This is a genomic window from Hugenholtzia roseola DSM 9546 (assembly GCF_000422585.1).
GTDB lineage: Bacteria > Bacteroidota > Bacteroidia > Cytophagales > Bernardetiaceae > Hugenholtzia > Hugenholtzia roseola.
This window is the reverse complement of sequence record NZ_AUGI01000033.1, coordinates 24,629-40,320: the sequence shown is the minus strand read 5'-3', so window position 1 is coordinate 40,320 and position 15,692 is coordinate 24,629. Positions and strand designations below refer to the sequence as shown.

Below are 15,692 nucleotides of genomic sequence, written 5' to 3'. Positions count from 1 at the left end.
AGGGCGTTTGAGGTCGAGTTTGTAAATTTTCTTAAAAAAGCTGAAATATGATAAAATTTTTTACAAAAAATATTGAAAAAAAAAGTAGTATTTTAGATAGCTTTTTTTACGTTTTTTTCTTTACCGTTTTTTTATTCTCTTTTCCTTTAAAAGGACAGAAAAATATCAAACTCAATCCCGAAAAGAAACTTTCACAATACATACTAAGAAATTGGACTACGGAAGATGGATTGCCCTCGAATGCACTAACGGGCATGATACAAACACGCGATGGCTACATCTGGCTTTCGAGTTATGATGGCGTGGTGCGTTTTGACGGCGTGAAATTTGAGCATTTTTACCCTGAAAATTCGCCTGCGCTGCGTTCCCATGTGGCGCGGACGCTGCTCGAAGACAAGCGCGGTAGGCTTTGGGTTGGCTTGCAGCGTGGGGTCAGTTTTTTTGAAAATGGAGCGTTTCATACGCCCCAAGAGCTTCAACATCTGAACCATTATAGCATAGAAACCTTGTATGCAGACCGTCAGAACACGATTTGGATAGGGACTTCGGCAAGCGGACTTTATACTTTCAATGAGGCGGGTTTGCAGCGTTTGGCAGGTTTGCGCCTACACATGCGCGGTGCAATTTCGGATATTTTGGAAGACAAAGAGGGCAATATTTGGATAGCTTCCGAAATTGGAGAATTAGTAAAATATAAAAACAATAAATTTAAACTTGTATCCTCACCGAAAACCACAAAAGGGATTAAATCGCTCTTTGAAGACTCACAGGGAACGCTTTGGGTAGGTGGCGGCGATAGGGTTTTTTGTGTAGAAAATGATTCTATTTTTCCATATAAAAATTTAAAGGTTAGGGAAATTCGCCAATTTTTAGAGGACAAACAAGGCTTTTTTTGGTTTGCCAATGATGCAGGTTTGCATCGCTATCGCCTTGATAATCAGACCTTAGAGAGTCTTTCTCCTATTGAGGGGCTGCCTTCAAATCTGATTCGCAGCTTGATGGTGGATAGGCAGGGTTATTTGTGGTTGGCTACCTTCCGACAAGGTTTTTTCCAGCTTGTAGATGGTAAATTTACCAACTATTCCACTGCCGAAGGCTTGCCGTCTAATATCGTAACGGCGATTTTGGAAAAAGATTCGCTCACTTATTGGATTGCGACAGAGAGCGAACAACTTGCCGTTTGGCAAAATGGCTATATTTCGCCTCTCTATCTGCCTGCTTTTATACCCGAAGGACGCACGAAGCACCTTTTTGAAGATAGTAAAAAAAATATATGGATTAGTACCGATAAAGGTGTAACCAAAATTCCACATCGCGATAGCACACACCTAAGCCCTAAGACTTACAGCGTGGAAACAGGCTTTCCCGACGATTTTATTCAATTTGTGTTTGAAGATTCGAAAAAGCGCATCTGGATAGGCACACAGCGCACAGGATTGCACCTTTTGGCAGGCAAGAAAGTTAAAAAAATAGGAAAAAGAAGGGTATTAAGTGAAGTAGATTCTTTACAAACCTTTGATGTGGATAATGCCATTGGGTCGGATTTTATTTCGAGTATGGTAGAAACGCAAGCAGGCGAATTTGTGGTAGGCTCGAAGCGCGGACTTACCTTTTTCAACCAAAATGCGGAGGTATTGCGACATCTAACCGTGCAGGAAGGCTTGCCCAGCAACATTATTTTTACGATTTATGAAGATGAAGCAGGCATTTTATGGGTAACGACAGACGGGGGCTTGGCGCGTATCGAAGGCAAGAAAATTATTGCCTATGATACCCAAATGGGCATGGTGGAAAATGTGGCTTTTGATGTGTTGGAAGATAGGTTTGGCTACCTTTGGTTGCCCTGTAGCAATGGCATTATGCGTGTAGAAAAGAAACAGTTGAACGCAATCGCACAAGGAAAAGCCAAGACGCTCGACTGCAAACGTTATGATAGGGCAGATGGTATGAAAAACAACGAATGTGTGGGCGCAACTCGCGCTTTGGCAGCCCATGATGGCACGCTTTGGTTTTCTACTTTTGGTGGAATTACGGTGCTAAATCCTGCGGCTCTGCCCGTCAATAAAACGCCGCCTGTGGTCATTATCGAGAAAATAACCACTGAAAATCAAGATGTTAGGATTAGCAACTTGCTTCATTCTTTCGCGCCTACTGATAAGCGTTTCCTTTTTTCTTATACGGCTTTTGATTACGACGACCCCAAAACAATTCGTTTTCAGTATAAATTAGAACCCTTTGATGCCGAATGGGTAGCGGCAGGCAGGCAGCGCACAGCCCTTTACACCAATTTGCCCGCAGGCACTTATACCTTTCGCGTTAGGGCAATGAATCATAGCGGCTATGCTTCCAAAGAAGAATCTACTTATACTTTTGAAGTAGAACCCCGTTTTTATGAAACAATTTGGTTTATGATTTTGATGGTTTTGCTTGCTATTTTTGCAATTTGGGCAGGCTACAAAATCAGAATGTACCGTTTAGAAAGCCGAAAGGCAGAATTAGAGCGCGAAGTATTGAATCGTACCCAAGAAGTATTGATACAAAAACAGCAAATTGAAAAACAAAAAGAAGAACTACTTTATACCGTAACTTCTTTGCGTGATACCCAAACGCAATTAGTACAATCTGAAAAAATGGCTTCTTTGGGACAGCTTACGGCAGGCATTGCACATGAGATAAATAATCCGATAACCTTTGTCTATGCAGGCGTAGATGTGCTGCAATCTATGATTGATGAATTAATGCAAATTTTAAACTTGTATGAAGAAATTTATCAGACCCCCGAAGCCGACCTACAAGCGGCATATTTAACAGAGATTCAGGGCAGAAAAGCCAAAATCAATTATGACGAAATTAAGAGCGATTTGGTAGCAACGGTAGAAGACATCAGGCAGGGGGCAGCGCGGACGGCAGAGATTGTCAAGGGGTTGCGTACTTTTTCGCGTTTAGACGAAGCCGATTTAAAGATGGCAGACGTGCATGAAAATTTAGAGGCTACCTTGGTAATTTTACGACCGCAGTATAAAAATAGGGTACGGATTCAGAAAAATTACGGCAAACTTCCCCTAATAGAGTGCTTTCCGGGCAAACTCAATCAGGTCTTTACCAATATTTTAGCCAACGCCATACAAGCCATTCCCGATAAGGGCGACATCTTGATTACGACGCAAGTAGTTGAAAATAAGCAGGTTCTAATTCAAATTCAGGATACAGGCGAGGGCATGAGCGAGGAGGTAAGGCAGCGCATCTTCGAGCCTTTTTTCACCACCAAAGAGGTAGGGAAAGGCACTGGATTGGGACTTTCTATCAGTTTTAGTATCATTCAAAAACATAACGGCAGGATAGAAGTAGAGTCGGAAAAGGGCAGAGGCACTACTTTTATTATCACCCTGCCGATTGAACAAGGAAAATAAAAAGTAAAAAATAAGAAAACAAGTGCTAAAAAGGCGGCGCGTTGTGTCCCCAAACCCTAAGGGTCTTCAAGACCCTTAGGGTTTAAGTCCAAATTTTATTTCGTATCAAACTCAAAAAAACAAGACTTTTCGCAGAATTTAGCATTGCCACTTTCAGAGCCTTTGTCTTATGTCCCCACAAATGGCGCACTTACTAACCTTAAACTAAGTTTAGCAATCAATTTAGCACTCAAAACCGATTACCAACACGTCATCAATTTGGTGATTTTTGCCTTTCCACTCATAAAAGTAGCGTTTTAGTTCTTCTTCTTGTAGGGAAAAAGAGAGGGGTTGGATATGCTCTAAAAGGCGTTTGAAGCCTTTTTTCATGAGCTTACGTCCTTCTGCGCCGCCGAATTGGTCTTGGTAGCCGTCGGAAAAGAGGTAAAAACGTGTTGTTTTGCTAACATCGATGCTCACCTGCTCAAAACTTGGCAGTACGCGCTTATCCCTTTCAGAGGCAAAGCCGCCGATAGAACGCGCAGTGGCTTTTACTTCGTGCAGCTCGCCTGCTTGGAAGTAGAAAAGCGGACGGTGTGCGCCCGAAAAATGAACTTTTTGCGCCTTGTGGTCTATCAGACAGAGAGCGATGTCCATGCCATCGCGACTTTGTGTGTGCTGCTGCTTCAAATTTTCGCGGATTTTCTTGTCTAAAAGCGTTAGAATTTCGTTGGGTTGGGTAAAATTCTGATTGTTGATGATTTGATTGAGAGCCGCATCTGCCGTTATCGAAACAAAAGCACCGGGTACGCCGTGTCCTGTGCAGTCGATGGCGGCTAAAAAGGTCATTTCTTTTTTGTGCGAAAACCAGTAGAAGTCGCCACTGACAATGTCGCGCGGCATATAGAGTATAAAATGATTGGGCAGGACGGCTTGTATCTTGATTTGCTGTGGCAGCAAAGCATCTTGAATCCGCTTGGCGTAGTTGATGCTATCGGTAATGTCCTGATTTCGTTTCTGTATAATTTTATTTTGTAGCTCTATTTCTTGTTTTTGTTGTGCAATTTTGCGGTATGCGTCTGCATTGTCCAAAGCCGTTGCGATATAGTTGGCTAAGTTTTTCAGCATCGATACGTGCGAATCTTCATAGGCAAGTTTTTCAAAACTTTGTACAGTAAGCACACCCAAGCGTCTTTCTTCAATGGAAAGGGGAACATAAACGATAGAGTAAGTCGTTTCGCCTACTTTATTGAGGGGCTTGTCGGTGAAATATTGCGGATATTCGCTTTCGAGGTCGCGTATAAAAATTTCTGTTTGTTTGTTGAAGCAATATGCCGCCAATTCCTCTTCCTGCACATGGACGCTATGGGCAGGTAGCAATCTGCCCGCTTCTACAGAGTTGGGAAACACAAGCAGTTTGTTATCAGGGTCATAAATGGCGATACCGATGCTATCAGCGGGCATCAAGGTCTGTAGGTTTTCTTGTACTACATTGATAAGGGCATCAAGCTCGAGTTCGGCTGCAATTTGCCTACCCATTTTATTGAGAATTTCTAAATTTTGGTTATTCTTTTTAATGGTTTCATTTTGCGCCTTCAATTCTTCATTGCTTTGATTTAACTGTAAAGTTGCTGCATCTACGGTCGCTTTCAAAGTGGCATTTTGCTTTTTTAGATAGGCGTTGCGCTGGTGGAAAAAGAGGGCAGTACTCGAAATGACTGTTACCGAAACCAAAACCCAAAACCAAGTGGTACGCCAAAAAGGAGGTGAAATGATAATCGTCAGGTCTGCGCCTATTTCATTCCACACATCATCGGCATTGGCGGCGCGAACCTTAAAGATGTAAGTCCCTGCGGGCAGGTTGCTATAAGTGGCAAAACGGCGATTGCCTACTTCGTTCCATTCTTCTTCAAAGCCTTCTAATTTGTAGCGGTAGCGCGTCTTTTTGGGGTTGTGATAGCCCAAGGCAGCAAATTCTATCGTAAAAATCTTATCTTGATAGGAAAGCTCGATTTCGCGTGTTTCGCCGATGTGCGTCAGCAGCGGACTATCTGGATTGGCTGGACTTTGTACTTCCACCGATTTGTTGAAGATTTTAAAGTCGGTCAGTATCAGTGGGGGGTGATAGGTATTGGCAGAAATGCTATCAGGGTGAAAATAGGTAAGTCCATTTACACCGCCAAAGTACAAAATTCCCTTGCTATCTTTAAAAAAAGAGCCAGAATTAAACTCATTTCCTTGCAATCCATCTTCTACATTATAGACCAAAATGGTGCTATCTTGGGGCAGGTAGCGAATAATGCCGTTGTTGCTGCTTGCCCAAAGTGCGTTGTCGTTGCCTTCCAAGATGCCATACATAAAGTAGTTTGCCGCCTCAAACTTATCGCCTAAGTGTGTAAAGGTTTTTTGTTTGGGGTTGAAAAGAATAAGCCCTGTTTTGGTAGCGAGCCAAAAGTTGCCGTCTTTGTCTTCTGTAAAGCTATTGATTTCGTTATCCTGATTGGTAGCCATGCCATTTTGAAGGGGTTGGATAAAGGCTTCAAAACTCACGATGTCGCCCGCGCTATTCCGCCCTGCGCGATACAAGCCTGCATGGGTGCTAATCCAAAGGTTTCCTTTTTTATCTTCTTTCAGATGCGAAATAAAATCATTTTGCAGCCAATTTGCATTACCCGAAATTGCATTGTAGCGTTTGAAGCCCGAAATATAGCCCAAAGAGTCTAAATAGACGCGATTTAGTCCTTTTGCCGTTCCTACCCACCAAATATTATAGCGGTCTTTGTAGATGGCATTGATTAAATTGTGGCTAATAGAATAGGAATCTTCCTTGTCGTTTAAGTAGCGCATGCCGTAGATGAGTTTGCCCTCTATGTCCAATTCGTATTGATACAAACCCTCTGCCGAGCCAATCAAAATGTTGTATTCCGACACAAAACCCAAAGCGAGCGCGTATTTGACCTCGCCAATTAGCTTTCTATAATCCGCAATAGAGTCGCGCTCCATCTTATCGATGCCGACATTGTGTCCGATAAAAATATTGTGTTCGGGACTTTCTTTGATAGACCAAACGGCATCATGCGAGAGGCTATTACTGGTGCCTGTATCATGGCGGAGGTTTTTAAAATGTTGTGCCGCAATATTGATTTTCAAAACGCCCCCTTCTTTTGTTCCTACCCAAATAATCCCCGACCTATCTACATAAATCGAGAGCGTGCCTTCTTGATTTTTCTTATCAAAACGGTAGTGTTCAAAGCCATAACTTGCCGTAGAAAAGCGCGAAAGTCCGCCTTCGGTAGCAAGCCAGAGATAGCCTTTTTTGTCGGCGGCTAAGGCATGGATTTGGTTGCGTTTTTGTTCGAAATCGGCTTCTGAGCAGGTGTAGCGAATGGGCAAAAACTTGTCTGAAAGGCGGTCATAGCGCAATAAGCCGCCTTGGGTAGCAATCCAAAGCGAGCCGTAGGTATCTTCTGTAAAGCCTGTGATGAAATCGTTGGGAATAAACCTATTTTGCAGGGTAGAATCGCTGCCGTAATGCGTGAATTTGTTTTTTTGCTCATCATAAGAAAAAAGTCCTTCTTGCGTACCTACCCAAATGAGTCCTTTTCTATCTACAAAAAGGCGATTGACGTAGTGGTGCAAAGGTTTTTCACCCTTATTTTTTATTTTGGGTAGCTTAATTTCCTCAATCGGCGCAGTGGGGTTTTCTTTGTCAGAAAGGCGAAAGCGGTTCAAGCCGCCATCTGTGCCTATCCAAAGCCATTCGCCTGTTCTATTTTCTGCAAAAGCCGTTACGTAACCACTCGAAAGTGTTTGTTTGGCTCTTGGATTGCGATAGTAGTTTTTGAAGTTATCAAAATTCCTATCAAAAACCGAAAAACCCACAGGCGTGCCTACCCAAAGTTCGCCCGCCTTTGTTTCGTAGAGTGCCGTAATAAATTTTTCGGGCAGGCTGGTAGAATCGTTCCGAATGTGGCGATAGATTTTGAAAGTATAGGCATCATAGCGGTTGAGTCCGTCTTGTGTGCCTAACCAAAGCAAGCCATACTTATCTTGAAAGAGGGAAGTTACGGTAGCTTGGGAAAGACCACTTTCTACGGAGAGCGGCACTAAGGGTATTTTTTGGGTCTTTTGTGCCAAAATAGGAAAAACACTAAGACTAAGGACAAATGTAGCTATAAAAAATCCTATTTTTTTTCTTGGGTCTAAGAAGTTTCTAAAAAATGCTGTTTTTGAGATAAGAAGGGTATGAAAAAATCTTGTTGGACTATAATTTGATTTCATTTTTTAATAAAAAGCAGGAGTGAGTGTGGGAAGCCGTCTTTCTGTTTTTGCCTCTAAAAAACCAAAGCGGTCTGGCGCAGCAGGCAAAACAGATAAAAGCACAAAGTTTTTCTGTGTCTGATAATGATTAGGAAGGAAGTTTTAGCCCTAAAACGGTAATGTCATCTAATTGTGTAGCCTCGCCCTGATGTTGTTCTAATTGATGCACCAATTTGAGCCGCTGCACCTCTAAGGGTAGATGGGCATGGGCTGCCAAAAGTTGCTTTAATTTCCAAGAGCCTATTTTTTGGCGGCTGGTGTTGGTCTGGTCGGCAAAGCCGTCGGAACAGAGATAGAGTTGTGTGTGTGCAGGCAGCAGTAGCTCCTGATTATGAAACGGATTGTTTTCTAATCGCTTCCTACCACCAATAGACCGCCTATCGCCTTTGAGTTCTTCTAAAACAAGTTCAGAAGGTTTTTTATTTTCCTGCCTCTGCACGTAGTAGAGTGGGCGTTTTGCACCTGCAAAGGTCAGTTTCCAGTAGCCGCTTGTCGCTGATTTTTCTAATAAACAAAGGGCAATGTCCATGCCGTCGTCGTTGGCGGATTGGTCTTGTCGTAAAGATTCGCGCGTGCGCTGGTGTAGCTCTTCCAAAATTTGGGCAGGGGCATATACCTTTCGCGCCACTACAATTTCGCTCAAAAGCGACTTTCCTACCATAGACATAAAACCACCGGGAACGCCATGTCCTGTGCAATCTACCAATGCTACAAAAATCTTACCTTCTACCTCTTCAAGCCAATAGAAATCGCCTGACACAATCGCTTGGGGCTTAAACAAGACAAAATGTTCGGCAAAGACTTGTTTAATGCGCTCGGCAGAAGGGAGCATTGCTTGTTGAATCGTAAGGGCATAGCGAATACTGTCGGTAATGTTTCTATTCTTTACCTCTATCGTGCGGAAGGCTTTTGCGTTGCTAAGGGCAATGGAAGTATAAGTCGCCATAGAGCGCAAAATCGCCTGATGTTCAGGCGTATAGACCTGCGGACGAAAAGATTGCACCGTAATAACGCCAATGGTATGCCCTTCGGAAATAAGTGGCACATACAAAAAGGCACGTGCCAATTCGCCTGCCTTCGATTCTGGCTTCAAAGGGCTATAATTTTGATACTCGTGGTCTAAATCATTGATAAAAATTTCCTGATTTTTAGAAAAACAAATCACAGAAAGCAAATGCTCCTCGCGTAGATGTTCGCTATGAAAAGGCAAGACTACGCCTTTTTCTACAAAATGTGAAAATTCTAATCGCCCTAAGTTTTCATTGTAAAGCCCTAAGCCAAAGCCTTCCGTCGGCACGATGGCACTGATAAGTTCATAGACCGTTGTGATAAGCTCGTTTAGGTCTAAGATGGCGGTAATGCGCTGCCCTGCCTTGCTCAAAATCTTGATGTTTTCATAGGCTTGTTGAATGGCAGAGTTCGCCTCTTGCAGAATTTCATTTTGGCTGCTGATTTGGTCGCGCTGTTGCTTGATTTCCAAAGCCTGATTTTCCAGCACGTTATTTTTTTGTAAGATGTCATCTTTTTGTGCCGCTAAAAGGCGATTCGACTGTGCCAATTCGTCTGTACGTTCCTCTATCAATCGCTCCAAGCGCATCTTTTGCTGTTCTATGCGATAAACGCGCAGGCGGTAGCCACCGTAGGCAATCGCCAAAAAGCTCACTAAGGCTAAAATTTGCACCCAACGCAACTGCCAAAAAGGAGGCGTAAGCACAATGACAAGTTGGGTAGGCGTTTCGTTCCAAGTGCCGTCGGCATTGGCGGCTTTTACCAAAAAAACATACTCGCGTGCAGGCAAGTTGGTGTAGGTAACGACATTGCGATTGGCATCTGTATATTGCCATTCGGTATCAAAACCTTCTAATTTGTAGGCATATTGGTTGCGTTCGGGCAGGGTAAAGTCAAGGGCGGCAAATTCTATGGAAAAGACACGCGCTTCTTCCTGCGGCAGCTCTATTTTTTGGGTATAAGTAATGCTTTGTGCCAGCCAATCGCTCTTTTTTGTACCATTTAAAGACTGATTAAAAAGCAGAAAATCGGTAATGACAATGGGCGGAATTTGGCGGTTGTGCAATAAACTATCGGGGTGAAAGAAATTCAAACCCCCGATTCCACCGAAAAACATTTCGCCTTTTTCGTTTTGGTGAGCGGCGTTGGGTATAAATTCGTTGGGTTGTAAGCCGTCGTGTTGGTCGTAGTGTTGAAAGGTTTGGCGGCTTGGGTCGAAACAAGAAAGCCCCTGATTGGTACTAAGCCAAAGGCGGTTGTAGCGGTCAGTTAAGATGCCGTTGATAGTCGCATTGGGCAGGTTTTCATTTTCTAAATAGCTTACAAATTCGCCTTTGGTTTCATCAAAAAGATTAAGTCCGTGTGCCGTACCTATCCAAAGTTGTCCTTTGTCGTCTTTGCTTAGGGTCAGGATGTCGTTGTTGCTCAAAGAGCTACTCTGATTGGCATCGTGAAAATAGCGTGTAAAGCGTTCTTGTGCTTTGTCAAAAAAATTGAGTCCGTAGTCTGTTCCTACCCAAAGGTTGCCCAATTCATCAAGCAATAGGCAGCGGACATGGTTGTGCGAAATAGAATTGTTTTGGCTTGGGTTGTGCGTATAAGCCCTTGTCGTTTTTTGGTTTGGATTGTAGCCGATAAGTCCGTTTTTGTAGGTAGCGAGCCAGAGTGTTCCTTCGCTATCTTCTACTAAATCTTTGATAGAAAGCGTGTCCGAATTGTTTATTCTTTCAAATACTTTTTTTAGATAATTGTACTTTTCCAATCCTGCACTTGTCCCTAACCAAAGATTTCCCTTCGAGTCTTGATAAATTTTCCAAACTTTCTTGCCTTCTTGTTGTCGTGCCTCGTCGCTTTGAGGTTTTCCATACGTACTTCGGTCGGCAAAATTGATAAAGTGTCCTGCTTCGGCATTTTCCAAAGGCAGGATACTCACGCCACCATTGAGCGTCGCAACCCAAAGGGCATCATCATCTTGACAAATGCTTGTAACGCGATTATCGGGCAGGCTTTGTGCGTCGTCGGGGTTTTGGCGGTAGGTTTTAAATTTTTCGCGTAGGGGGTTGAATTTGCTAATACCTTCGGCAAAAAGCCCGACCCACCAAGTTCCTGTTCGGTCTTTGTAGAGAGCCGTTATTTTTTCGTTGTCTAAGCTATAATTTTGTTGTGCCGACTGTTGAATGACTTGTGTTAGCTTTTGGGTTTGATGGTTGTAAAGCCAAAGTCCTTTTTCGGCTGTGCCAATCGCTAAAAAGGGGCTTGCCTCAAAAAGTTGGGTGATGGTCTGCGATTTGAACGGGGCTAAGATTTTTTCAAAATCGCCCTGCTCGCCAAAACGCTTGTGCTTCATATCGAAGCGGCTCAATCCGCCATAGGCTGTCCCTACCCATACGGCTTGGGGTGTGCAGACAAGTTGCGTAATATGCTCGCTATCAGGGGCATCTGCCTGCCCATACAAGGCAGGGCGATAGTGCGCAAAAGCTCCCGATTCGGGATTGTAGCGGTCTAAGCCATTCTGATTCGTACCAATCCAGAGCCACCCTTCGGCATCAAAGGCGAGGGCTGAAATTTCGTTGGCAGAGATTGTGTTTTGGTCATTTTCTTGGTGAAAAAAGTGTTGGAAGGCTTCACTTTTGGGGTCATATAAGTTAAGTCCGTTTTGGGTAGCAATCCAAATTCTGCCTTTTGAATCTTGTGCAAAGGCGCGGACGTTGTTATCAGAAAGTCCGTTGGCTATTCCTTTTTGGTGTGAAAAGGTTTTGAATTGCAACTTTTTTGGGTCATAGATTTGAAAGCCGCCCTTTTTTGTACCGATAAGCAAGCGTCCGTCTGCAAGCAGGGCAAGGGCTTGGACGTGGTTATCTGCCAACCCCTCTTTGGTTTTGAAGACCTGAAATTTTTTGCCGTCCCAACGGTTTAGTCCGTCCTCTGTGCCTACCCAAAGGAAGCCTTTTTCGTCTTGCAAAAAAGCCGTTATGGTGTTGTTTGAAAGCCCCTGTGCGGCAGAAAGGCGGTCTATCCATACAGTTTTGCTTTGCGCAGATAAGGGCAGGATAGGGCAAAAGAAAGAAAGCCCCCAGCAGCAAAGAAGTGCCGTTTGGAGAAAAGTGGTCAGGAAAAAGTGCTGCCTATCCGAAAAAAAAGATACAAAAATTTGCCATCTTACGTTTGCAATATGCCACATAGGAAGGTTTAGGGCTAAGTTTTTGAGCAAGACATAGTAGGGTTGAAAAAGCAAGGTCGAGAAGGAAAGTCAAGGAGAAGGAAAGTCAAGAAAGTTCAGATTCAGAAAGGTAAAAAAGATAGGAAAAGAGCCTTTGCCAAACTCTACCTTATCTTTTTGCAGCACCGTCTAAAATCGATGCCCTTGTGTGTGATTGAATTGGGCAGCAAGATAAACTTTTTTTATCAAAGAAACACTGCGCCCCTTATTTTTTTGCGCCCCTTTTAGGGTAAAAGGCGAAAGTAGCCGCTAAGGGTAGGGATAAGGCACTGCCTTGTCCTATGCCCCAAACCCTAAGGGTCTTCAAGACCCTTAGGGTTTAAGTCCAAATTTCATTTCGTGTCAAATTTGAAAAAACTGTAATAAAGCAAGACTTTTTACAGAACTTAACATCACTGCCCTATATGGCGGGGCTTTGATTCGGAATCATTTTTTTTGCATTTATGCAAAAAAAATGATTTGTATTTTGAACCCTCTCATAATGGGGGGAGGGCAGGGTGCAGTGATGTTAAATTCTAAAAATTAGATTCAAATGTAGGGACAAGGCATTGCCTTTTCCTATGCCCCAAACCCTAAGGGTCTTCAAGACCCTTAGGGTTTAAGTCCAAATTTTATTTCGTTTCTAATTTGACAAAACAAGGTTTTTACAGAACTTAACATTACTGGGGCAGGGTGGGGGTTCAGCAGGTTTCTCTTTCAACAAAAAAGGCTACAAAAATCTAACCCTTTGCGCCTTCTGCCAACAATAAATTTCCTGCCTTCCACAAAAGTTGCGTCCCTGCCCAATTCTGCGCTTAAAATTCGTTGCTGACAAGCCAAATTTCGTCTTGTGTAGAGCCTAATTCGCGCCACTGCGCCTTGATGCGTTGCGATTGTATCGTATTGACGGAAAGCCCTACGTAATGTGGCTCGATGGGCAAATCGCGGCTGTATTTCCTATCTATTAGCACCAGCAAATCCACTTTGCGCGGTCGTCCGAAGGCGGTCATGGCACTCAAAGCGGCACTCACGCTTCTGCCTGTGTAGAGGACATCATCTATAAGAAGGACGTTTTTATTTTCTATGATAAAATCAATTTCGGTACTATTTGCCTTTAAGGGCGATTCTCTGCGCCTGAAATCGTCGCGATAAAAAGTTACATCTAATCTGCCAAAGGGAAGCACCTTGCCCGAAAATTGCGCCAACTTCGCTTGCAGGCGAGAGGCAAAAAAGACCCCTTTGGGTTGTAAGCCAATAAGGACAGTATCCTCTATTTCGCTTTCCTGCTGCTCAAGAATTTCCTGACACAAACGGCTAATGGTGAGTTCTAAACGGTTTTCGGAAAGTAGCAAACGTTCCAACATAGTCGGTTTTTATAGGGTAAAGAAAATAAATATCGCTTTTGGAAAGGCTTTATTGGGCTTTTTCGATGATAAAAATCTCCTCGCCTTCTCTTTTCATCAAATATTGCTCACGTGCAAATTTCTCTAAGTTGTCGGTACGAATCTCTAAGGCGCGTTCCTGTGCCTTGATTTGCTCTATTTGTTTGAGGTAAAAAGTCCGTTCTTCCTCCAACTCGACGAGCTTGCTTTGCATCTGAAAGCGATTGATGAGGTCGTTGCCATCTAAAAACATAATCCAGATGAGAAAGGCGAAGGTGAACCAAAAGTAAAAGTTGTTGATGTACTTCTGAAAGAGGTGTTTGAGGTCTGACATGCGCGGGCGAATTTTTTGTCGAATTTCTTTTATCGGATTTTTGGCTGCAATAGACTGTAAATATAAGCAGTTTATCGATATCAAACTCAAAAAAAAGCGGCTTTTCGTATCTTAAAACAAAAAACACCACCGAGCAGGCTTCTAAGCGGCTTTTGTCCTCTTTTTCGGTAGCCTACGCGCTTTCTTTCTATCCTTATTTCGCTCTATTTTGTTATGCTTTTTCGCACCCAAGACAGTCGCAGACGTTTCTTTCACGACCTCAAATTGGCTTCCATTCTCTCCATTTCGGCGGGTGCGGTCAATTCAGCAGGTTTTTTTGCCTTCGATGTCCTCACTACCAACGTTACGGGGCATGTCGCGCTTTTGGCAAACGATTTAGTAGCCTATAATTGGAACGCTGCCTATATGAAGATGCTCTGGATGTTTTTGTTTCTTTTGGGGGCATTTGTTTCGAGCCTTTGGGTACAATTTTTCCACAATCACCCCACACAGGCGCGTTTTGCGCACAGTGTTCCCCTGATTTTGGAGATGGGCTTATTGGCAGGCGTGGCTATTTTGGGGCATCATTATTTTGATTATAGCGAAATGATGATACAACTTTTGGCAGGTAGCCTGCTTTTTGCGATGGGGCTACAAAATGCCCTTATTACCATTGTTTCGGGGTCAGTGATTCGCACCACACACCTAACGGGGCTTTTCACAGACTTAGGCGTTAATTTCGCCAAATTGCTTTTCAATCAAGGGGGCGCAAAGGAAAATTTGGCGGTCAGGCGAAAGTTAGCCCTCCTGCTCACGATTGCAGGTAGCTTTTTTCTCGGCGGCATGATAGGCGGCTTTCTTTTTGCCTCCTACCTCTTTTTTGCCTTTATCTTTCCACTGCTCACGCTATTGGTTGCACTTTTGTATGATATTGTAACTTATCAGCCACACAAAACTAAGAAAGCCACCAAAATAGTTAAAACGCTCACCCCAAAAAAGACCGAAAGGAAATGGGAAACCGAAGTAGAGTAGTGCCTTTCTCTCTATTTTTTGAGCAGGGCTAAGGTCTGAACAATATGCGCCAATGTAGGGATAAGGCATAGCCTTGTCCGAAATAAGAAGGAAAAGATGAAAGTTTTTGTATGATATAAATATAAAAACTAAAAAATAAAAACCATCACAAAAAATACCACCAAGCATAGACCGTTATCAGCGAAATGGGGATAGAAACGGCTACTTGCAAGTTGGCTAAATTAGGGTCTAAATCATACTCACTTGCTACCAAAGCCGCCGTAACCATCGATGCCATGCCTGCCTCCAATACCGATACTTCGAGCAGTACCCCCTTCAAACCAAAAACAAGCGCGTAGAGTACCCAAATGGCAAGTGGAGCTAAAAAGAGTTTGTAACTCAAAGCCCAAAAAAGAGCGGATTTGCGCAAGCCCTCGCGCTTAAATTTGATTTGCAAGCCCACTGCAAAAAGAGCTAAGGGCGAAAGTGTATCGCCCAATCTTTGCATCGTGCCTTCCAAAATTTCGGGCAGCCCCCCAAAAGGTGTAATGAGTAGTGCGAGGATAAAGCCGATAAAAGGCGGAAAGATGACTAATTTTTTCAGAATCAGAGGCAAATTGGGTTTGCCCGAAGCAAAAGTGGCGGCAATGGAAATTCCCAAGATGGAAACGGCAAGAAAGGAACCGGGCTGGTCGGCAAGGACGGCATAACGCAAAATATCCTTGCTTTCATACAAGTATTCTAACAAAGGAAAACCAACAAAGGAAGTATTAGAAAGTCCGCCCACCAAAATTAAAGCCCCTACCGTACTGCGCTGCCAAGAGAATAGTTTGCCCAAAAAAACAAAAAACGGAATGGCTAAAAGTAAAATCAGCCAAGGCATCAGGGCAGGGAAAAGCATTGCCCAACTCCATTCCAATTTGGGAATGTAGAGCAGCGAAATGGCAGGTAGCGAAACCCAAATGAGAAAAGCATTGATGCCCTTGTGCGCCTCTTTGGGAAAGGCGGGCAGACGTGCAAATATCAGACCTGCGCCCAGACATAGCAAAAGCAAGACAAGATTAGACATG

At 43.5% G+C, this 15,692-nt stretch carries 7 protein-coding genes; 2 read left to right on the top strand and 5 right to left on the bottom strand.

Annotated elements, in window-relative coordinates; translation table 11 throughout:
- Positions 1-47 precede the first annotated feature (47 nt).
- Complete coding sequence (locus tag G500_RS26425) at positions 48-3,410, top strand: sensor histidine kinase (protein WP_051203209.1); 3,363 nt, start codon at positions 48-50, stop codon at positions 3,408-3,410.
- Positions 3,411-3,632: 222 nt separating this feature from the next.
- On the opposite strand, the gene G500_RS0101695 is transcribed toward G500_RS26425, so the two are convergent.
- The 4 genes from G500_RS0101695 to G500_RS0101670 form a co-directional block, all read right to left on the bottom strand.
- Positions 3,633-7,670, bottom strand: coding sequence for a two-component regulator propeller domain-containing protein (locus G500_RS0101695; RefSeq protein ID WP_027001340.1), 4,038 nt, complete (start codon positions 7,668-7,670; stop codon positions 3,633-3,635).
- Between the two features lie 127 nt (positions 7,671-7,797).
- Complete coding sequence (locus G500_RS21950) at positions 7,798-11,952, bottom strand: two-component regulator propeller domain-containing protein (RefSeq protein ID WP_154656973.1); 4,155 nt, start codon at positions 11,950-11,952, stop codon at positions 7,798-7,800.
- A 779-nt stretch (positions 11,953-12,731) separates the two neighbouring features.
- Positions 12,732-13,280 carry a bifunctional pyr operon transcriptional regulator/uracil phosphoribosyltransferase PyrR gene (gene pyrR, locus G500_RS0101675; protein WP_027001338.1) on the bottom strand — a complete coding sequence of 183 codons (549 nt, stop codon included), beginning with the start codon at positions 13,278-13,280 and terminating at the stop codon, positions 12,732-12,734.
- Between the two features lie 49 nt (positions 13,281-13,329).
- Entirely contained in the window at positions 13,330-13,632 is a 303-nt protein-coding gene (locus G500_RS0101670) for an FtsB family cell division protein (RefSeq protein WP_027001337.1), read from the bottom strand.
- 213 nt (positions 13,633-13,845) lie between these two features.
- On the opposite strand from G500_RS0101670, the gene G500_RS21945 reads away from it, so the two are divergent.
- On the top strand, positions 13,846-14,643 hold the full coding sequence (locus G500_RS21945) for a YoaK family protein (RefSeq protein ID WP_051203208.1): 798 nt from the start codon (positions 13,846-13,848) through the stop codon (positions 14,641-14,643).
- 145 nt (positions 14,644-14,788) lie between these two features.
- On the opposite strand, the gene G500_RS0101660 is transcribed toward G500_RS21945, so the two are convergent.
- Positions 14,789-15,691, bottom strand: coding sequence for an AEC family transporter (locus G500_RS0101660; RefSeq protein WP_027001336.1), 903 nt, complete (start codon positions 15,689-15,691; stop codon positions 14,789-14,791).
- Between the last annotated feature and the right edge of the window lies 1 nt (position 15,692).

Coding starts and splice junctions, on each gene's coding strand:
- G500_RS26425 (WP_051203209.1), top strand. CDS start 48: ATGATAAAATTTTTTACAAAAAATATTGAAAAAAAAAGTAGTATTTTA.
- G500_RS0101695 (WP_027001340.1), bottom strand. CDS start 7,670: ATGAAATCAAATTATAGTCCAACAAGATTTTTTCATACCCTTCTTATC.
- pyrR (WP_027001338.1), bottom strand. CDS start 13,280: ATGTTGGAACGTTTGCTACTTTCCGAAAACCGTTTAGAACTCACCATT.
- G500_RS0101670 (WP_027001337.1), bottom strand. CDS start 13,632: ATGTCAGACCTCAAACACCTCTTTCAGAAGTACATCAACAACTTTTAC.
- G500_RS21945 (WP_051203208.1), top strand. CDS start 13,846: ATGCTTTTTCGCACCCAAGACAGTCGCAGACGTTTCTTTCACGACCTC.
- G500_RS0101660 (WP_027001336.1), bottom strand. CDS start 15,691: ATGTCTAATCTTGTCTTGCTTTTGCTATGTCTGGGCGCAGGTCTGATA.